Annotated in this window: 18 protein-coding genes; 7 read left to right on the top strand and 11 right to left on the bottom strand. The window is 61.3% G+C overall.

Features of this window, described 5'->3' with window-relative positions; all coding sequences use genetic code 11:
* Nucleotides 1-47: 47 nt before the first annotated feature.
* Nucleotides 48-359 carry a cupin gene (locus AD663_RS06435; protein ID WP_003179056.1) on the bottom strand — a complete coding sequence of 104 codons (312 nt, stop codon included), beginning with the start codon at nt 357-359 and terminating at the stop codon, nt 48-50.
* A gap of 75 nt (nt 360-434) precedes the next feature.
* Nucleotides 435-1,628, bottom strand: a complete 1,194-nt coding sequence (locus AD663_RS06430) for an MFS transporter (RefSeq protein ID WP_053213450.1) — start codon at nt 1,626-1,628, stop codon at nt 435-437.
* A gap of 103 nt (nt 1,629-1,731) precedes the next feature.
* On the opposite strand from AD663_RS06430, the gene AD663_RS06425 reads away from it, so the two are divergent.
* Nucleotides 1,732-2,271, top strand: a complete 540-nt coding sequence (locus AD663_RS06425; RefSeq protein ID WP_003179053.1) for a TetR/AcrR family transcriptional regulator — start codon at nt 1,732-1,734, stop codon at nt 2,269-2,271.
* A gap of 240 nt (nt 2,272-2,511) precedes the next feature.
* The gene (locus tag AD663_RS06420) at nt 2,512-5,982 is read left to right on the top strand and encodes a PAS domain-containing hybrid sensor histidine kinase/response regulator (protein WP_003179051.1); all 3,471 of its coding nucleotides are present in this window, start codon (nt 2,512-2,514) and stop codon (nt 5,980-5,982) included.
* A 146-nt stretch (nt 5,983-6,128) separates the two neighbouring features.
* Here AD663_RS06420 and rmuC read toward each other — a convergent pair whose 3' ends face one another.
* Nucleotides 6,129-7,514 (bottom strand): DNA recombination protein RmuC, encoded by a 1,386-nt coding sequence (rmuC, locus tag AD663_RS06415; RefSeq protein ID WP_172680588.1) that lies wholly within the window; start codon nt 7,512-7,514, stop codon nt 6,129-6,131.
* 188 nt (nt 7,515-7,702) lie between these two features.
* A complete protein-coding gene (locus AD663_RS06410; RefSeq protein WP_003179045.1) occupies nt 7,703-8,026 on the bottom strand; it encodes a hypothetical protein in 324 nt (107 codons plus the stop codon).
* 886 nt (nt 8,027-8,912) lie between these two features.
* Between AD663_RS06410 and AD663_RS06405 the strand changes: the two genes are divergently transcribed.
* The 3 genes from AD663_RS06405 to AD663_RS06395 all read left to right on the top strand — a co-directional run bounded on the left by AD663_RS06405 (nt 8,913) and on the right by AD663_RS06395 (nt 11,323).
* On the top strand, nt 8,913-9,137 hold the full coding sequence (locus AD663_RS06405) for a hypothetical protein (RefSeq protein ID WP_003179043.1): 225 nt from the start codon (nt 8,913-8,915) through the stop codon (nt 9,135-9,137).
* 275 nt (nt 9,138-9,412) lie between these two features.
* Nucleotides 9,413-9,895 (top strand): hypothetical protein, encoded by a 483-nt coding sequence (locus AD663_RS06400; RefSeq protein WP_053213448.1) that lies wholly within the window; start codon nt 9,413-9,415, stop codon nt 9,893-9,895.
* 144 nt (nt 9,896-10,039) lie between these two features.
* Nucleotides 10,040-11,323 carry an OmpP1/FadL family transporter gene (locus tag AD663_RS06395; protein ID WP_053213447.1) on the top strand — a complete coding sequence of 428 codons (1,284 nt, stop codon included), beginning with the start codon at nt 10,040-10,042 and terminating at the stop codon, nt 11,321-11,323.
* A 90-nt stretch (nt 11,324-11,413) separates the two neighbouring features.
* Here AD663_RS06395 and AD663_RS06390 read toward each other — a convergent pair whose 3' ends face one another.
* The 3 genes from AD663_RS06390 to AD663_RS06380 all read right to left on the bottom strand — a co-directional run bounded on the left by AD663_RS06390 (nt 11,414) and on the right by AD663_RS06380 (nt 13,814).
* Nucleotides 11,414-11,965, bottom strand: coding sequence for a glutathione peroxidase (locus tag AD663_RS06390; protein ID WP_003179037.1), 552 nt, complete (start codon nt 11,963-11,965; stop codon nt 11,414-11,416).
* A gap of 183 nt (nt 11,966-12,148) precedes the next feature.
* The gene (locus AD663_RS06385) at nt 12,149-13,357 is read right to left on the bottom strand and encodes an MFS transporter (protein WP_003179033.1); all 1,209 of its coding nucleotides are present in this window, start codon (nt 13,355-13,357) and stop codon (nt 12,149-12,151) included.
* 52 nt (nt 13,358-13,409) lie between these two features.
* Nucleotides 13,410-13,814, bottom strand: a complete 405-nt coding sequence (locus AD663_RS06380) for a MarR family winged helix-turn-helix transcriptional regulator (protein WP_003179032.1) — start codon at nt 13,812-13,814, stop codon at nt 13,410-13,412.
* Nucleotides 13,815-14,186: 372 nt separating this feature from the next.
* Between AD663_RS06380 and AD663_RS06375 the strand changes: the two genes are divergently transcribed.
* Both AD663_RS06375 and AD663_RS06370 read left to right on the top strand, forming a co-directional pair.
* Nucleotides 14,187-14,462 carry a response regulator transcription factor gene (locus AD663_RS06375; RefSeq protein WP_033045937.1) on the top strand — a complete coding sequence of 92 codons (276 nt, stop codon included), beginning with the start codon at nt 14,187-14,189 and terminating at the stop codon, nt 14,460-14,462.
* 58 nt (nt 14,463-14,520) lie between these two features.
* Nucleotides 14,521-15,255 (top strand): response regulator transcription factor, encoded by a 735-nt coding sequence (locus AD663_RS06370; RefSeq protein ID WP_053213446.1) that lies wholly within the window; start codon nt 14,521-14,523, stop codon nt 15,253-15,255.
* A gap of 43 nt (nt 15,256-15,298) precedes the next feature.
* Here AD663_RS06370 and AD663_RS06365 read toward each other — a convergent pair whose 3' ends face one another.
* The 4 genes from AD663_RS06365 to cobU are packed head-to-tail and all read right to left on the bottom strand — an operon-like array spanning nt 15,299 to nt 18,178.
* Nucleotides 15,299-16,030 (bottom strand): adenosylcobinamide-GDP ribazoletransferase, encoded by a 732-nt coding sequence (locus AD663_RS06365; protein ID WP_003179028.1) that lies wholly within the window; start codon nt 16,028-16,030, stop codon nt 15,299-15,301.
* A 2-nt stretch (nt 16,031-16,032) separates the two neighbouring features.
* Complete coding sequence (gene cobC, locus AD663_RS06360; protein WP_053213445.1) at nt 16,033-16,608, bottom strand: alpha-ribazole phosphatase family protein; 576 nt, start codon at nt 16,606-16,608, stop codon at nt 16,033-16,035.
* Nucleotides 16,605-17,660 carry a nicotinate-nucleotide--dimethylbenzimidazole phosphoribosyltransferase gene (cobT, locus tag AD663_RS06355; RefSeq protein ID WP_003179023.1) on the bottom strand — a complete coding sequence of 352 codons (1,056 nt, stop codon included), beginning with the start codon at nt 17,658-17,660 and terminating at the stop codon, nt 16,605-16,607. Before cobT ends, cobC begins: the two co-directional genes overlap by 4 nt.
* Nucleotides 17,657-18,178: a bifunctional adenosylcobinamide kinase/adenosylcobinamide-phosphate guanylyltransferase gene (cobU, locus tag AD663_RS06350; RefSeq protein WP_053213444.1), complete on the bottom strand. Its 522-nt coding sequence runs from the start codon at nt 18,176-18,178 to the stop codon at nt 17,657-17,659. The genes cobT and cobU overlap by 4 nt, the downstream gene beginning before the upstream one ends.
* Nucleotides 18,179-18,255: the final 77 nt, after the last annotated feature.

The raw sequence follows: 18,255 nt of genomic DNA, 5'->3' as shown, positions 1-18,255 counted from the left end.
CTATATAACGGGTAATTTCTCTATCTGTTATCGGTTTTGCAAATAAGTCAGACGCTGCCTTCGGTCTCGATCACCAGGACTCTCGCTTCGCCCAACGGCTTGGCCACGTGCTCGGCACCCACCGAGGCGTAGAAAATATCTCCCACTCCCAGCAGGACCTCTTTTACGACGCCCTCTTCCCGATAGCACATCTGCACTTGCCCATCGAGCACCACGAAGACTTCCTGCCCGTCATTGATGTGCCACTTGTACGGCTGATCGGTCCAGTGCAGGCGCGTGGTGATGCCGTTCATGTTGGCGATATCCAGCGCGGCCCACGCGCGCTCGCCGGTGAAGGATTTGCTGCGGATGATTTTCAAAGGGATCGGTCCATGAAAATTGAGACGCCAAGGCTAGCGCAAATCAACCGACAGCGGCGCCTGCAATCCAAGCCTTCAAGGCCGAACGCCAACGTCTGCTCTTTTCCCAGGCTGGCGCAACAAACCCAACAACGCAGCAGCCGACAACACGATCAGCACAGCGCCATAACCATCCGTGGTGGGGATCAACCCGAACACCCGCGTCAGGTTCCCGGCCAGCAGCGACGGCAAGCTGAACGCCAGATAGCTGAGGACGTAGAATGCCGACATCAAACCGGCTCGCTCATGGGGCAATGCCAGGGGCATGATGCTGCGCAAGGCTCCAAGGAACCCGGCGCCGAAACCGCTGCCGGTGACCAGCGTGCCGACGAAGAACAACGGCAAGCTGCCCCCGTGCACCGCGACCAGCACCAGCGTCAGGCCGATGACCAGGAGACTTGCGGACAGGCGCAACATCTTGTCTGCGCCCTGGTTGCGCAGCGTGTAGATGGACAACGCACCGCTGAGCGTCAACACCGCCACTAGCGCGCCGCCGATCAGGTTGGAGGTCGATCCCGTCGCAGCCCGCACCAGCGAAGGCGCCAGCGACAAATAGAAGCCGCCCACCGCCCACGCCGCAAGGTTCAATGGCAATATCAGCCACAAGGCGCCTCGCGCCTGGACCGGCACATGCAAGGTCGGGCGCAAGGACTGCCAGGCGCCGGCTTGTGGGCTGACGCTCTCCGCCAGCCGCCAGAGGTAAAGGGCCTGGGCGAGGAACAACCCCAGCAAAATCCAATACGTCAGTTGCAGGGGCAACGGTGCGTACTCAGCCAACAGGCCACAACCCAGCGCCCCGCATGCCATGCCCAACAGCGGTGCGATGCTGGTGATCAACGGACCCTGCCGACGATCGAAATCCAGCAACGCCGCACCCAGCACACTGGTGGCCATGCCCGTGGCAAAGCCTTGGATCAACCGCGCGCTGATCAACCAGGCGACACTGTCAGCATTGATAAACAGCAGCATCGCCAGCATGTTGAGCAACAACGCGACGAAAATAACCGGTTTGCGGCCCAGGTAATCCGACAGCGAACCCACAGTCAGCAGGGCTGCCAACAGACTGAACGCATACACACCGAAAATCAGCGTCAGCACTGCCGGGGAAAAGTGCAACTGATCCTGATAGAGGTGATACAACGGCGTCGGCGCACTGGAGGCGGCGAGAAAACCGAGCAAGGTAAGCGCCAGGAAGATCAGGCTGGCACCGGTCGAAGCTGGACGAGACATGGGCACACTCCAAAGGCAAAAGCACAAAAGCTAATTTTTTGCTTTTGCCGAGTGTGCTACCGCTGTGCGCTTAAAGCAAATTCTTTGTGTTAAGGTCCGACCCATGGCTATTAAAGAAGGTTTACGCCCCGGCGGCAGAAGCGCCCGGGTACAGGAATCGATTCATTCGGCGGTCCGCGCCCTGCTTCAGGAGCAGGACCGCGCCACCTTGACCGTGCCGCAAATCGCCGCGCGCGCGGGGGTAACGCCGTCCACGATCTATCGGCGCTGGGGCGATCTGCCGGCGTTGCTGGCGGACGTCGCCATCGCCCGCATGCGCCCCGACAGCGAACCGGCCAACACCGGCAGCCTGCGCGGCGACCTGTTGGCCTGGGCCGAACAGTACCTGGACGAAATGAGCTCCGAGCCCGGGCGCAACATGATGCGCGACATCCAGGCCTGCGCTACGCCGGGGTATTGCGTGGGAATCATCAGCGCCCAGTTGCAGACGATTCTGGATCGTTATCCCGACGAGCCCAATCCAGGCATCGAACGCCTGGTCAACGTGGTGGTGGCACCGACGGTGTTTCGCATCCTGTTCGCCACCGCGCCGCTGGACGCCGAGGAGTTGTATCGGTTGGTGGATATCGCGCTGGGTCAGTAAGACCGCATTCGCGAGCAAGCCCGCTCCCACATTTGATCTGGGTGAACCATGGATCTGTATTCGCCCCAAGTCCCTTGTGGGAGCGAGCTTGCTCGCGATGAGGCCCGCACAAACATTACAAACCCAAAAAGCCCCAACACCCCGCCACGCCCCGACCTTGGTCGACACTGACGAACCCGGACGGGCATGCGAGACTGTCTTGCCGGGCTCGAGTCCCGGTGTCTTTGTCCGGGAGTTTCCATGTCGTTGTCCAGCGGGTTGATCGCCGTTGTTGCCCTGGCCTATATGGCCATCATGTTCGCCATCGCCTTCTACGGCGACCGGCGCAGCACGCCGTTGCCGCCTCGGGTGCGGGCCTGGGTTTACAGCCTGTCGCTGGCGGTGTATTGCACCAGCTGGACGTTCTTTGGCGCCGTGGGCCAGGCCGCCGAACAGCTCTGGTCATTCCTGCCAATCTACCTCGGGCCGATCCTGCTGATGGTGCTGGCGCCGTGGGTGCTGCAAAAAATGGTGATGATCAGCAAGCAGGAGAACATCACCTCCATCGCCGACTTCATCGCCGCCCGCTACGGCAAGTCCCAATCCCTGGCGGTGGTGGTGGCGTTGATCTGCCTGGTGGGCGTGTTGCCGTACATTGCCTTGCAGCTCAAGGGCATCGTGCTCGGCGTGAACCTGCTGATCGGCGCTGGCGCCGATGCGATGGGTACCCGCGCTCAGGACACCGCGCTGATTGTCTCGCTGATCCTGGCGCTGTTCACCATCGTGTTCGGCACCCGCAACCTTGACGCCACCGAGCACCACCGTGGCATGGTGTTGGCGATTGCCTTCGAATCCCTGGTCAAGCTGTTCGCCTTCCTCGCGGTCGGCGCCTTCGTGACGTTCGGTCTTTATGACGGCTTCGATGATTTGTTCGACCAGGCGATGCTTGCGCCGCGGCTGGAGCAGTACTGGAAGGAAACCATCAACTGGCCGTCCATGGTGGTGCAGACCGGTGTGGCAATGATGGCGATCATCTGCCTGCCGCGGCAGTTTCACGTAACCGTAGTGGAAAACATCGAGCCCCAGGACCTGCGCCTGGCCAAGTGGGTATTCCCCGCATACCTGGCCCTGGCCGCGCTGTTTGTCGTGCCCATCGCCCTTGCCGGGCAAATGATGCTGCCCAGCTCGGTACTGCCGGATTCGTTCGTCATCAGCCTGCCTCTCGCCCAGGCCCACCCGGCCCTGGCTGTGCTGGCGTTCATCGGCGGCGCCTCGGCGGCCACCGGCATGGTGATTGTCGCGAGCGTGGCGCTGTCCACCATGGTCTCCAACGACATGCTGCTGCCCTGGCTGTTGCGCCGCAACAACGCCGAGCGGCCGTTCGAAGTGTTCCGCCAGTGGATGCTTTCGGTACGGCGGGTGAGCATTGTGGTGATCCTGCTGCTGGCCTATGTCAGCTACCGCTTGCTGGGTTCGACGGCGAGCCTGGCAACCATCGGCCAGATTGCCTTCGCGGCCGTGACCCAACTGGCCCCCGCCATGCTGGGCGCGCTGTACTGGAAGCAGGCCAACCGTCGCGGTGTATTCGCCGGCCTCGCCACGGGGATTTTCCTATGGTTCTACACCCTGGTGCTGCCGATCGCCGCCCACAGCCTGGGCTGGTCGCTGGGCAGTTTCCCGGGTTTGGCCTGGCTGCACGGCAACCCATTGAACCTGCCAATTACTCCGCTAACCCAAGGGGTGGTGCTGTCACTGGCCGGTAATTTCACTCTGTTTGCCTGGGTGTCGGTGCTGTCACGCACGCGCGTATCGGAGCACTGGCAGGCCGGACGCTTCATCGGCCAGGAAATCAGCGCCCGTCCCAGCGCCCGCTCGATGCTCGCGGTGCACATCGACGACCTGTTGCAGTTGGCCGCACGCTTCGTCGGAGAAGAACGGGCGCGGCAGAGCTTCATCCGCTTTGCCTACCGCCAGGGCAAGGGCTTCAATCCCAGCCAGAACGCTGACAGCGAATGGATCGCCCACACCGAACGCCTGTTGGCCGGTGTACTGGGGGCGTCCTCGACACGGGCGGTGGTAAAAGCCGCGATTGAAGGCCGGGAGATGCAACTCGAAGACGTCGTGCGGATCGCGGACGAAGCATCGGAAGTGCTGCAGTTCAACCGGGCACTGCTGCAAGGCGCCATCGAGAACATCACCCAAGGCATCAGCGTGGTCGATCAGTCCCTTAGGTTGGTGGCGTGGAACCGGCGCTACCTGGAGTTGTTCAAGTACCCGGACGGGTTGATCAGCGTCGGCCGGCCCATTGCCGACATCATCCGCTACAACGCCGAACGCGGCCTGTGCGGCCCCGGCGAGGCGGAAGTCCATGTTGCCCGGCGCCTGCACTGGATGCGCCAGGGCCGCGCCCATACCTCCGAGCGACTGTTTCCCAATGGCCGGGTGATCGAGCTGATCGGCAACCCGATGCCCGGCGGCGGGTTCGTCATGAGCTTCACCGACATCACCGCGTTCCGCGAGGCCGAATATGCCCTGACGGAAGCCAACGAAGGGTTGGAGCAACGGGTGGCTGAGCGCACCCGGGAATTGTCGCAACTGAACCTGGCCCTGACCGATGCCAAAAGCACCGCCGAAGCGGCCTATCAATCCAAGACCCGTTTCCTGGCGGCGGTCAGCCACGACTTGATGCAGCCGCTCAACGCCGCACGACTGTTTTCCGCTGCGCTGTCCCACCAGCACGAAGACCTGCCGCAGGAAGCCCGGCAACTGGTGCAACACCTGGACAGTTCGCTGCGTTCGGCCGAAGACTTGATCACCGATCTGCTGGACATTTCCCGCCTGGAAAACGGCAAGATCAACCCCGACCGCAAGCCCTTCGCCCTTAATGAGCTGTTCGATATCCTCGGCGCCGAGTTCACCGCGCTGGCCCAGGAGCAGGGCCTGAAGTTTCGCGTGCGAGGCTCACACCTGCGGGTGGACAGCGACATCAAGCTGCTGCGACGGGTCTTGCAGAATTTCCTTACCAACGCCTTTCGCTATGCCAAGGGACCGGTGTTGCTGGGCGTGCGCCGACGCAGCGGCGAGTTGTGCCTGGAAGTCTGGGATCGCGGCCCGGGTATTGCCGAGGATAAGCAGCAGGTGATCTTCGAAGAATTCAAACGCCTGGACAGCCACCAGACCCGCGCTGAAAAAGGCCTGGGGCTGGGACTGGCAATCGCCGATGGGCTGTGCCGCGTGCTGGGCCACACCTTGCGCGTGCGCTCTTGGCCGGGGCGCGGCAGCGTGTTCAGCGTCAGCGTTCCCCTGGCCCACGCACCGGCAGTCGTACCCGCCGCCGTAGCCGAACCCAACGGCCATTTGCCCAGCGGCGCGCAGGTGCTGTGCGTGGACAACGAAGACAGCATCCTGATCGGCATGAACAGCCTGCTGACACGCTGGGGCTGCCAGGTGTGGACGGCGCGCAACCGCGATGAATGCGAGCGTTGGCTTGCCGAGGGGGGACGGCCGCAATTGGCCCTGGTGGACTTCCATCTGGACGACGGCGAGACCGGTACCGAGTTGATGGCCTGGTTGCGCACGCGCATGGGTGAGCCGATCCCGGGTGTGGTGATCAGCGCCGACGGTCGCCCCGAGATGATCGCCCAGGTGCACGCGGCGGGACTGGATTACCTGGCCAAACCGGTGAAGCCAGCGGCGTTGCGGGCGTTGTTAAGTCGGCATTTGCCGTTGTAGGGAACTCGGGGGATGTAGGGTGGCCTCTGTGGCGAGGGAGCTTGCTCCCGCTTGAGTGCGCAGCTTTCACAAAAAGGGGCTGCTGCGCAGCCCAGTGGGAGCAAGCTCCCTCGCCACAGGGTTTTGCATCAAGCCTAAGGGTTTCATTAATCCTGGGCTTTTGCCGTTTCTTCCGGTAACTCAGGCAACCCATCCGCATCCGTCATCGCCCGTTCGAGCAATTCGGCAGGCAAGCTCTTGCTGGCCCGGGCCCCGAGCAGCTTGAGCTGTTCGCTGCGGCTGATCAGGTTGCCACGCCCTTCTGTCAGCTTGTTGCGTGCGGCGCTGTAGGCTTTGTCCAGTTGCTGCAAGCGACCACCAATCTCGTCCAGGTCCTGGATGAACAGCACGAACTTGTCGTACAGCCACCCCGCCCGCTCGGCGATTTCCCGGGCGTTCTGGCTCTGGCGTTCCTGTTTCCACAAGCTGTCGATCACCCGTAAAGTCGCCAACAGCGTGGTCGGGCTGACGATCACGATGTTGCGGTCGAAGGCTTCCTGGAACAGGTTCGGCTCGGCTTGCAGGGCGGCGGAGAACGCCGCTTCGATCGGCACGAACAACAACACGAAATCCAGGCTGTGCAACCCGTCCAGACGCTTGTAATCCTTGCCGGCCAAGCCTTTGACGTGGGCTCGCAATGACGCCACATGTTGCTTGATAGCATGCTGGCCGATGGCGTCATCTTCGGCGGCCACGTACTGCTGATACGCGGTAAGACTGACCTTGGAATCGACCACTACTTGTTTGTCGCCGGGCAGATAAATCAACACGTCAGGCTGGAAACGCTCGCCGTCCGGGCCCTTGAGACTGACCTGGGTCTGATATTCGCGCCCCTTCTCCAGGCCCGCGTGTTCGAGCACCCGCTCCAGGATCAATTCGCCCCAGTTACCCTGGGTTTTCTGGCCCTTGAGTGCCCGGGTAAGGTTGGTGGCCTCATCGCTCAGGCGCAGGTTCAGCTGTTGCAGCCGCTCCAGTTCCTTGCCCAGGGAGAAACGCTCGCGCGCCTCGGCCTGATAGCTTTCCTCGACGCGTTTTTCGAAAGATTGGATGCGCTCTTTCAGTGGATCGAGCAACTGGCCCAGGCGCTGCTGGCTGGTTTCGGCGAAGCGCTGCTCACGCTCGTCGAAGATTTTGCCGGCCAGTTCGGCAAACTGCGCCCGCAGTTCGTCTCGTGAACCTTGCAAGTCCTCCAGGCGCTGTTGATGGCTGTCCTGTTGCTCGCGCAGCTCGGCCTGCAACGACGCCGCCTGGGCGTCGAGCCGCCGCAGCTCGGCTTCTTTGTTGGCGCGCTCAAGATTCCAGGCGTGGGCCGCGTCCCGGGCGTTGTCGCGCTCGATCTGCAACAACTCGACTTCGCGACAGGCGGCGGCGAGTTCAGCTTGCTTGGCGGCGTTGGCCTGGCTCAGGTCGCTGATTTCATCGCGGCAAGCGTCGAGCTGGGCGTTCAGGCCGTCGTGGGCCATGTGGGCAGTGGCGAGGCGCTCTTCCTGCAGCGCCAGCTCGGTCCGCGCGGCACTGGCCTGGCGTTGCAGGTGCCATGACAGTGCGAGCAACGGCAACGCTGCCCCCGCCAGGCCCAGCAACAAGCTGGTCAAATCCATAGCCATGACATTTCCTGCCGATGAGATAAAGCCCGAAGGTTAACCAAGCGGCTGGGGGTTGCCCAGCTCGGACTGCGGTTTCAGTCTTCGATTTCGCCGAGGGCCTGACGAGCCCGGTGATCGCCGGCCCGTGCAGCCTGGCGCAGCAGGTCGTGGCCGATACGCCGGTCCCGGGCATTACCGCATTCGCGGCACATCAATTGCCCGAGGCGACTTTGCGCGGCCACCACGCCTTCACGGGCTGGCTGCTTGAGCAGGCGACCGGCCAGGTGTTTGACGCTGGGGCTTTCTCCCAGGCGCGGACTGTCGAGCAACCACTCAGCCACTCGCATCGAAATGCGCTTGGGTGGGGTAACACTGGCGGGCGTGGAAGTAACAGAATTTGATACTGAGCGAAACTTCATAAAGCACTGTGAGACAGATCGGAAGGCGCGCCACTCTACTCTTTTTTTCGCGCGGGTAAAGCCGAAAAAAACCGGCACGCCCGTGCTAGAGCAAGCGCTTGGGACAATCCACAGAAGCTGTGGATAACTCAGTGGACAACCTACCCTGAACTCGCCGCAAGCCCTGTGGAACGGGGCCTGCGCTTAAACTGACGATTTTTTCACCAGTAAAAAAAAGCGATGTTTTTCATTGACTTAAATTTTGGATACAGGCACCCACCCTCAATTGTTCCCACATGACAGTACGGTGACAAGCGGCGTGGCGAGTGTGCACAAGTAACATGCGAACGGGTTATAACGCTGCTATTTTTCTGGCGCATCGGGTCGCGAAACCCGAGCTTGAAGGTGGTGAGGGCATCGGCTTGCGACCCGCTTGAATATTTTTTGACCAATGCCCTTCCCTTCAGGGATTCGATCCGTTAGTATCCGCGACGTTAGTACCAAGCTGAAAGTCAATTCCGGGTCGAACACATCTCTGCGGTCAGCCATCCCTCAAGGGACGCAGCACCGATAAAAAGAGACCGGCCCCCTCGATGGTTTCCAGGTAAACCTTGCGCCAACACAGCCTTTGATCGAATGCAAAGGGTGTTGCCAGGCTCATTACTCTGACCGAACCAACCTGCAAATTGATCAGGATCTTCACCCCGGGCCCAGAACCTTTGCCCTTGATGTGTTGCCTGCCCTCCTAAGTACCTACCTGCCAGCCCAAGCGCGCACTTTTTATAGCGCTCAAACTGGCTGCTTTGTTCCAGTCGGGTTCTTCGTTCGACCAATGGTGGTCGACGTTACTGGAACGTTTTAACGTTGCACGGTTCTTAACCGTGTCATTTGTAGGAACACCCATAACATGTCTAATCAAATCCATACACAGGATGCCATCCGCACCCTAACCAACGCTTTTGCTCCAATGAACTGCCTGATCATGGCCGCTCGCAAAGGCTGCTTCAGCTTTACCCTGGTCAACGAACATGGCATCGCTCGTCACAGCGAACGCCTGTACCCCGATCAATACTCCAGCGCCGAACCGCTGCAGGCCGTGATCGAGCGTACTCGCCAGGCACTGGTTGCCTGATACGCCAGAAAGGCTGAAACCCCAAAGGCCCCGCCCAGAAAGCGGGGCTTTTTATTGCCTGGAATTTCTCGATAAAGCGCAACGGCGTAAGCACCAAGGGATATAACGGTTATAACCGTTCGCTGAAGATGTTTTAAAAACAGCCCTTTACAGCAGGAATATGACACTACACTTCAACTCAAGCGGCATGATCCGCTTTCGGCGGGGCCTGAACCGATCCACCGCTGCCAAGCCCACACCTTCAGGCTCCGCCCATCTCGCATTCCGAGGGCTTTATGGGTATCGCTGCCAGCGAACTGTGTCGATATGTGATCCGCCCGACGCTCCTTTACCTGGGGCGTCATAGCGCAACCGCGGAATCCTTGTTGCTGGGCATAGCCGCCAGCCAGTCGGCGCTGGGTTCGGCCCTCCATGACCGGCGCGGGCATGGCCTGTATCGCATCACCGAACCTCGACACCAAGCGCTTTGGGATCATTACCTCGCGCTGGACCCGGAGCGCGCCAGCCTGGTTCGCGGCCTGGCCAGCCAACACGCCTTTCTCAGCGGCCCGCACCTGGAATTGACCGTCAACCTGCGCTATGCCACTGCCATCGCCTGGCTGCTGGTGGAGGAACAGAACACCACGCTTCCCGAAGCCAATGATCTGCTCGGGATGGCCCGCATCTGGCGGCAAGCATTCCACCCTCAGGGACGCCTGCGAGATTTCACTTGTGCCTGGCAGAGCTGTGTTTCACCACTGAATCAGGTCGCTTGCTGATGGGAAATTCGGAAAGTTCCTACAACGGTCGCGATTCTGGTCGGATTGTCCTACAAAACCCCTCTAAATCAAGCCATACAAGCTATAGCGCTTGAACGAAAATGTTGGTAATTTTCGCCCCGGTGACCATCAGGAGTTCTAACAATGAAAAAAATCATGCTCAAAACCACCCTTGGCCTTGCCGTTACCTTGGCATCCACACAACTTTTCGCCAGTGGCTTTGCCTTGAACGAACAAAGCATCAGTGGCATGGGCACTGGTTTTGCGGGCCGTTCTTCCGCTGCCGATGACGCAAGCACCGTGTTTGGCAACCCTGCCGGGATGTCGCGCCTCAAGCGCCAACAGGTCACCGGTGGCTTTGCCGCCATCGATGCTTCCACCGATATCAACGATGCCAGCGGCACCAAGTCCGGTACCAACAAGGGCGACATGGTCCCGCTCACGGGCGTTCCGATGGGCTATTACGTTAAGCCCATCGATGACCAATGGGCCTTCGGCCTGGGTGTCTACGCCCCGTTCGGCCTGATCACCGATTATGAAAACGGCTTCCAGGGCGGCAACTTCGGCAGCAAGAGCGAAGTGAAGGTCGTCACCTTCCAACCCACCGTCAGCTATGCCTTCAATGACAAGGTATCGATCGGTTTTGGCCCGACCATCAACCGTATCTCCGGTGCACTGGAATCGACCCTGAACACTCCGCTGTCGCCAAACGACGGTGACGTGAAGATCAAGGGCGACGACATCGGCTACGGCTATAACATCGGCGTGCTGGTCCAGGCGACCGACACCACCCGTGTCGGCCTGACTTACCACTCCAAGGTCAAGTACAAGCTCGAAGGCCACACCGAAGTGAGCCCGGGCGCGGGTACACCGGCGTTCCTGCTCAACGGCGCGCGCTATGACGCGTCGCTGGACATCACCACACCGGAGTCGGTGGACTTTTCCGTCACCCAGCAGCTCAATGATGCCTGGACCGTCTATGCAGGCAGCACCTGGACACGCTGGAGCCGCCTGAAGGAAATCACCGTCAACAACGAAGGCGTGACCCCGGCCGCCGGTGGCGCGCTGGCCCCTGCGTTTCTCGGCACCATCACTGAAGAACAGAACTGGCATGACACCTGGGCCTACGCCATCGGTACGTCGTATCAGTTGAACAAGCAGTGGGTGTTGCGTACCGGCCTGTCCTTCGACCAGTCGCCGACCAACAACACCGACCGCTCACCACGCATCCCTACCGGTGACCGGACCATCTTCAGCTTGGGCGCAGGCTGGAGCCCAACCGACGACCTGACCATCGATGTGGCTTATTCCTACCTCAAGGAAGAAAAAGTCAACATCAATCGAACCAATGCCCTGGGCCAGTCCTACAACGCTGAATACGAAAACAGCGCCAACGGTTTTGGTGTCGGTGCGACCTACCGCTTCTGATGCTGCAAGGCGAATCTGAACCACTCGTCACCTGAAGCGAAAAAAAGCCCCGCTCTCTACACAGAGGCGGGGCTTTTTCGTGGCTGGCGCTCAGGGCTTGGAGGCGATAGCCGCTTCTACCGCCTTGATGAATTCGGGATCGTCGGGTTTGATCCGGCTGGAAAAACTGCCGACAACCTTGCCCTGGCGGTCCACCACGTATTTGTAGAAATTCCATTTCGGCGCGCCGGATTGTTCGGCCAGATGCTTGAACAACGGAATGGCATCAGAACCGCGCACCGGTTGCGGCTCGGTCATGGTGAAGGTCACGCCATAATTGACGTAGCAGACCTTGGCCGTTTCCGCGCCGTCCTTGGCTTCCTGCTTGAAATCATTGGACGGCACGCCAAGTACTTGCAGCCCTTCGTCCTTGTAGCGCTGGTTAAGCGCCTCCAGACCTTTGAATTGCGGGGCGAACCCACAAAAACTGGCGGTGTTGACCACGACCAATGGCTTGCCGGCGAAACGTTGGCACAGATCGATAGTTTCCTTGGCCCGCAACTTGGGCAGCGAGCCCTCCAGCAACGGCGGGCAGTCGGCCGCCAAGACCGGTCCAGCCACAGCCAATAACAGAGCAGGAACAGCAAACCAGCGCATCAACATGTCGGAATTCCCTTAAACGCACGTCAGACCACGACGTTACTCCGCCGCGCCCGACGTCGTCCACCGCTCAACAATTACCCATGCCCAGTTGCATCAAGGCCAACCCGCCCTGATGCCAACCCCACCAGGCGAACGCCAGCAGCAGACCAGCGCCGACGGCAATCAACCATGGGCCGACGCGACTCATGCTGTACCGGCCTGGGCTTGCAGGCGCGCCACCGGGCGTTCGCGTACTGGCCAGTTCAGTGCTGCGGCCAACAGGCTGAGCAGGATCGACACTTGCCAGATCAGGTCGTAACTGCCGGTGCGGTCGTACACCACCCCGCCCAGCCAGCCCCCGAGGAACGAACCCAATTGGTGGAACAGGAACACAATCCCACCGAGCATCGAAAGATTTCGTACACCAAACAGCGTCGCTACCGTGCCGTTGGTCAAAGGCACGGTCGACAGCCACAGCAAGCCCATCGCCATACCGAACAGATAAGCCGTGGTAGTCGTCACCGGCGCCCACAGGAACAATCCGATCACCACCGCCCGCACCAGGTACAGCCCGGTCAACAGCCGTGGCTTGGACATGCGCCCGCCCAGCCAGCCGGCGGTATAGGTGCCGAAGATATTGAAGAGCCCGACCAGGGCCAGCACGGTGGTGCCGACACTGGCCGGCAGGTGTTGGTCCACCAGGTAGGCCGGTAAATGCACGCCGATGAACACCACCTGAAAACCACAGACAAAAAAACCAACCGCCAGCAGCCAGAACCCCGAATGGCTGCACGCCTCGCGCAACGCCTCGGACAAGGTTTGCTCATGGCCCAGCAGCGGCGCCGGCACGTCCTTGAGCATGCTCACCAACGGCACGATCAACGCCACCAGCAAACCCAGCACCAACAAGGCCGCCGACCAACCGAGCCAGCCGATCAGCCCCAGCGTGCCGGGCAACATGGCGAACTGGCCGAAGGAGCCGGCGGCACTGGCGATGCCCATGCCCATGCTGCGTTTCTCCGGAGGCACGGCACGTCCGACCACGCCGAGGATCACCGAGAACGATGTACCCGAGAGACCAATACCGATCAAAAGCCCCGCGCTCAACGACAACGACCATGGCGAGTCGGCCATGCCCATGAATACCAGGCCAACGGCATAAAGAACGCCGCCGATGAGCACGACTTTCGCCGCACCGAAGCGGTCAGCCAACGCGCCGGTGAACGGCTGCGCCAGGCCCCAGATCAAGTTCTGCAAGGCAATGGCGAAGGCGAACACCTCCCGGCCCCAGCCGAACTCGGCGCTCATGGGGGCCAGAAACAGGCCGAAGCCATGCCGCACGCCCAAGGACAACGCCAGGATCAGCGCACTCCCCACCAGGACCCAACCACAGGTACGCCACATCGATGTCATTCTTATTCTCCGCTCGCGGGTATATACCCGCTTGTCATCGAACGAACCGGCGTTACGCCAACTCATCCAGCAAGGCCAGCAAGGCTGTGCGCTTCTCGGCACCCAGTTTATCGATCAATCGTTGTTGCGCCGCTTCCCAAGCCGGCAACGCTGCCGCCAACCGCGCATGCCCGGCTTCGGTCAGCTCGACGATGCGGTTGCGCAGGTCTTCACCTTCGGCCAGCGCCACCAACCCCTCGCCTTCCAGCACCCGCAGGTTACGCCCCAGGGTGCTGCGATCCAGGCCCATGGCCTCGGCCAGGGACGAAATACTCGGCTGGTCCAGGCGCGCCAGGTTGCTCAGCAAAGAATACTGGGCAACGTTGATCCCGAAGCCGTCGAGGGCGCCGTCGTAATACCTGCTGACGCCACGCGCGGCACGACGCAGGTTGATGCACAAGCATTGGGAAGGAAGCATGGTGCGTGTATATACCCGGGATTGAGGGAATGCAAATTTAAAAGGCAATTTTCACTTATGCCATGTTCCCTAGCCTCGCTTTCTCCTGGTTTTTTGCTTGGTCAGGACAAACGGAATCGTCAACCAGACGGAAATAAATCCCACAAAATCAGGCGCTTTGGCTGACAGCCTTTTCAACCATTACTCATTAGAGTCCCCCACCTGTAATGTCTGACAGGTTTCAGGTGCTTTGAATCAAGCTATAAACGAAACCGTGCTTTCAGCCCTGCCTGCGGGCTTGAAGACGGGTTGTGCGAACCATGCCATCAAGAAGTGGGAAGATTCCGCCATCCCCACGCCATCAAATAATGATGATGAATGGGAGTTTCAGTCATGTACCACAGCACCGCGATTTCTGGACGTTCGGCGCCATACCAGGACCATTACCACTCCACGGAAAAAACCCCTGCTCAAACGATCCGACTCACTAAGCGGGAGAAGGAATTTCTGCAATGGAGCGAGGCTGGCAAATCTTCTTGGGAGATTGCCGTCATCGTTGATTGCAGCGAGGCCAACGTTAATTATCACTTCAACAACATTCGCCGAAAATTCGGCGTCAGTTCGCGTCATCTCGCGGGAAAAATCGCGCGCGAACGAGGCTTGATCTGAGCGCTCCGATGGCTTGTCAGCAGCGGTCGGGATGTACTTGGCCCCTGTAGAGGCAGCAATGAATCTGAACCACACGCCCGAATGCCGCGACATTTTCGGCCTCAGCACCTGTGACGATACGCGAGTGTCGCACAGGCCTCCTTCGGACAACCCTATACGCGTCATCCTTGCCGATGATCACCCCGTCGTGCTGACGGGTATCGAAATGGTCCTGGCGGGGGCTGGATTTTCAGTGGTTGCCAAGGCTCGCAACGCCGATGAACTGCTCCAGCACTTAGAGCGCACCCCCTGCGACCTGGTCATCAGCGACTATTCGATGCCCGATGGGCAGTTCCCGGACGGCCTGGCCCTGATGGGCTATTTGAAACGCCACTACCGCGCCTGCCCCCTGATCGTGATCACCATGCTACGCAATCCGTCCGTGTTGCAGGCCTTGCTCAATACCGGCGTGAACGGCTTGTTCGATAAACGCAGTCCTTTGATGGAACTGAAACAGGCCATCCTCGGTGTAACCCAGGGGCGGCAGTATGCATGCCCGGCTTTTCTTGAGCTTCTGCGAGGGCAATCCTTGGCCGCCACGCGCTCGGACGCCAACCGGGTGAGCCTTTCCGAACGGGAGCTGGAGGTGGTGAGGCTGTTCGTGCACGGGATGTCGGGCAGACAGATTGCAGCCCAGCTCAATCGCAGTGAAAAAACTATCAGCCGACAAAAACGCACCGCCATGGACAAATTGGGGCTTGGGCATGACGGTGGATTGATGGAGTTTGCTCGGATGAGTGGGTTAAAGGGTTGACCCCTCAGATCCCGAAACGGCCCACCATCGCGTTCCCGTCAACTCAGACCCACCCCAACCCCACCAACACCGCTATTTCAAGCAACTCCAGCAACGCCCCGGCGGTATCCCCGGTGCAGCCCCCGAGCCTGCGCAGCATCATCCGCCGCAAGCCAACGAACACCGCGAAGGCAACGGCCAATGCACAAACGCCGTGCCACCCCGCCACCAGCACACAGCCCAACGCACACACCAACAACACCCATCCACCCGCGCGCCGGGGCAGATGATCGGCAAGCGCTTGGCCCAACCCGCCGGCGCGCACGTAAGGTGTGCTGAGAAACAGGCCAAGCAACGCCGCACGCCCCAGCACCGGCACGATGATCAAGGCCAACGCTTGCCCCTGCTCGATCAATGCCAGCAGCGCGGCGAACTTGAGCAACAACACCAACACCAGGGTGATCACCGCAATCGGCCCGCTGCGCGGATCCTTCATGATCAGCAGCGTGCGTTCGCGGTCACCAAAACCGCCCAGCCAGGCGTCGGCGCTGTCGGCCAGGCCGTCGAGGTGCAGGCCTCCGCTGAGCATCACCCAGGCCGTCAGCAACAGCGCGGCGTGGAGTAGCGACGGTGCACCCATCAGCAGTGCATTGAGCAGCCACAGCAAAGCACCGAACACCAGCCCCACCAATGGATAGAACAGCAGCGAACGCCCCAGTTGTTCGGGCTCGGGCATGCCAGGCAGGCGCACCGGCAGGCTGCTGAGAAATTGCAGGGCGATCCAGAACGGCAACATGGTCAATCCGTCTCTTCGAGCACTGAACCTGCCGACACGGTCAGGGAGAACAGTGCGCCATGGGCGACTTCGACGTTGAGCAATTGCTCCCGTGGCAAGCCGCGGGCCTGGGCCAGCAGCAGCCGCATCACGCCGCCGTGACTGACCAGCAAGACCCGCTGACCGGCATAGGCCGCGTGCAAGCGGTTGACCGCTGCCAGGACGCGGTTGGAAAACGCCAGCACTGGCTCGCCTTCGGGGGGCGTAAAGGCATAGGGATCGGCCCAAAACCGGCCCAGTGCTTCGGCGTCAGTCTCCATCAACGCCGCCGCGCTGCGGCCTTCCCAGGCGCCGAAATGCAGCTCTTGCAGATCCTTGTCCAGATGCACCGGCACACCGAGTCGGGCGCCAAGTAGCTCGGCGAAACGCGCGCAACGTTGCAACGGCGAACTCACCAGCCGATCCCAGGGCCCGCCCGCCACCACCGCTGCGTGCATCTGTTCCCAGCCCTTGGTGGTCAAGGCGTCGTCGAGGCTGCCGCGCAGTCCGCCGCCCAGCTCGGTTTCGCCGTGACGCAGCAGGTCCAGGCGCAAGGTCATGCCGGGCGATCCGCCACGGCGGCCTCGGCAAACGTCGCCATCTGCCCGTGAAGGTCACAGGCCAGGCGCAACAACGGCACCGCCAGCGCCGCGCCACTGCCCTCGCCCAGGCGCAGGCCGAGGTCCAGCAGCGGTTCGGCGCCGAGGGTTTCGAGCACGTGGCGATGGCCCGGTTCGGCACCGCGATGGCCGAACAGCAACCATGGCCGGCATTCAGGATTCAACCGCACCGCCAACAGGGCCGCGACGCTGCAGATGAAGCCATCCACCAGCACGGCGATGCCCTGCTGGGCACACGCCAGGTACGCACCGCCCAACGCGGCGATTTCAAAACCGCCGAGGTTGAACAAGGTCTGCAACGGGTCATCGCGCTGGGCATTGTGCCGCGCCAGGGCCCGCTCGATCACTTGGGCCTTGTGGCTGACACCCGCCGCGTCCAGCCCAGTGCCCGGCCCGACCAGATGCGCCACTGGGCAATCGAGCAAGGCACAGGCCAGGGCGCTGGCGGCCGTGGTGTTGCCGATGCCCATTTCGCCGCCGATGAACAAATGCGTTCCCGCCGCGACGGCGCGCGTCACGCTGTCGCGTCCGGCCTGCAAGGCTTGTTCGCCCTGGGCCGCGGTCATCGCCGGGCCGTGGACGAAATTCGCCGTGCCCGGCCCGACATGCAAATGCCGCACACCGGGCAGGTCAAGCGCAGGCGTCACGGTGCCCAGGTCCACCACTTCCAGAGACACGCCCAATTGCCGCGCCAGGACGCTGATGGCCGCTCCGCCGCTGACGAAGTTGAGCAGCATCTGCCCGGTCACTTCCTGGGGAAAGGCTGATACGCCCTCGGCCACCACGCCATGGTCGCCAGCGAAAATCGCGATCCAGACTTGATCCAGGCGCGGCTTGACCTGCCCTTGCAGCCCCGCCAGTTGCACCGCCACCGACTCCAACCGTCCTAGCGAGCCGGCCGGTTTGGTCAGTTGTTGCTGACGGGCCGTGGCCTGTTTCAGGGCCTGGGTGTCGAGGGGCTTGCATGGGTCCAGCCACCAGCGGTGAGTCATAACGCAGTACCTTTGAGAGTCAGGGGCAGGCCGGCGACGGTCAGCACGACGCGCTGACACCGTTCGGCCAAGGCTTGATGCAGCCAACCGGCTTCATCGACATAACGGCGAGTCAACTCGCCCAGCGGCACGACACCCATTCCGGTCTCGTTGCTGACAAAAATGATGTTCCCGGGCAGCGCGGCCAGGCAGTCCAGCAGTGCATCGCGTTCTGTGCCCAGTTGATCGGGGTCGTCGAGCATCAGCAGGTTGGTCAGCCAGAGGGTCAGACAATCCACCAGCAGGCATTGTCCAGGCGCGGCGTTCTCCCGCAGCACACGGGCCAGGGCCAACGGTTCTTCCACCAGCGCCCAGTCGGCCGGGCGGCGAGCGCGGTGTTGGGCGACACGGGCGTTCATCTCGCCGTCCAGGGGTTGGCTGGTGGCGATATAGGTCACTGGCAGGCCTGTTTCGGCCGCAAGTTTTTCCGCCAGGCGACTTTTGCCGGAGCGGGCGCCGCCGAGGATGAGTTGGAGCATGAGTCATTACCTTTTATTGGCGGTGTGGCGACCGGCCTCTTCGTGAGCAAGCCCGCTCCCACAGTTTGAAATGCATT

Source organism: Pseudomonas sp. Q12-87 (assembly GCF_001269755.1).
Classification (GTDB): domain Bacteria; phylum Pseudomonadota; class Gammaproteobacteria; order Pseudomonadales; family Pseudomonadaceae; genus Aquipseudomonas; species Aquipseudomonas fluorescens_S.
Note: the sequence above shows the minus strand (reverse complement) of the source record. Positions and strands in the feature narration are given on the sequence as shown.

What these genes read in the sequence shown, in the direction of transcription:
- cobU (WP_053213444.1), bottom strand. Translation starts at nt 18,178, where the DNA reads ATGCTCCAACTCATCCTCGGCGGCGCCCGCTCCGGCAAAAGTCGCCTG.
- AD663_RS06365 (WP_003179028.1), bottom strand. Translation starts at nt 16,030, where the DNA reads ATGTTGCCGTTCTGGATCGCCCTGCAATTTCTCAGCAGCCTGCCGGTG.
- AD663_RS06370 (WP_053213446.1), top strand. Translation starts at nt 14,521, where the DNA reads ATGAATCTGAACCACACGCCCGAATGCCGCGACATTTTCGGCCTCAGC.
- AD663_RS06375 (WP_033045937.1), top strand. Translation starts at nt 14,187, where the DNA reads ATGTACCACAGCACCGCGATTTCTGGACGTTCGGCGCCATACCAGGAC.
- AD663_RS06430 (WP_053213450.1), bottom strand. Translation starts at nt 1,628, where the DNA reads ATGTCTCGTCCAGCTTCGACCGGTGCCAGCCTGATCTTCCTGGCGCTT.
- cobT (WP_003179023.1), bottom strand. Translation starts at nt 17,660, where the DNA reads ATGACTCACCGCTGGTGGCTGGACCCATGCAAGCCCCTCGACACCCAG.
- AD663_RS06385 (WP_003179033.1), bottom strand. Translation starts at nt 13,357, where the DNA reads ATGACATCGATGTGGCGTACCTGTGGTTGGGTCCTGGTGGGGAGTGCG.
- AD663_RS06410 (WP_003179045.1), bottom strand. Translation starts at nt 8,026, where the DNA reads ATGAAGTTTCGCTCAGTATCAAATTCTGTTACTTCCACGCCCGCCAGT.
- AD663_RS06425 (WP_003179053.1), top strand. Translation starts at nt 1,732, where the DNA reads ATGGCTATTAAAGAAGGTTTACGCCCCGGCGGCAGAAGCGCCCGGGTA.
- AD663_RS06395 (WP_053213447.1), top strand. Translation starts at nt 10,040, where the DNA reads ATGAAAAAAATCATGCTCAAAACCACCCTTGGCCTTGCCGTTACCTTG.
- AD663_RS06420 (WP_003179051.1), top strand. Translation starts at nt 2,512, where the DNA reads ATGTCGTTGTCCAGCGGGTTGATCGCCGTTGTTGCCCTGGCCTATATG.
- AD663_RS06390 (WP_003179037.1), bottom strand. Translation starts at nt 11,965, where the DNA reads ATGTTGATGCGCTGGTTTGCTGTTCCTGCTCTGTTATTGGCTGTGGCT.
- AD663_RS06405 (WP_003179043.1), top strand. Translation starts at nt 8,913, where the DNA reads ATGTCTAATCAAATCCATACACAGGATGCCATCCGCACCCTAACCAAC.
- AD663_RS06380 (WP_003179032.1), bottom strand. Translation starts at nt 13,814, where the DNA reads ATGCTTCCTTCCCAATGCTTGTGCATCAACCTGCGTCGTGCCGCGCGT.
- cobC (WP_053213445.1), bottom strand. Translation starts at nt 16,608, where the DNA reads ATGACCTTGCGCCTGGACCTGCTGCGTCACGGCGAAACCGAGCTGGGC.
- AD663_RS06400 (WP_053213448.1), top strand. Translation starts at nt 9,413, where the DNA reads ATGGGTATCGCTGCCAGCGAACTGTGTCGATATGTGATCCGCCCGACG.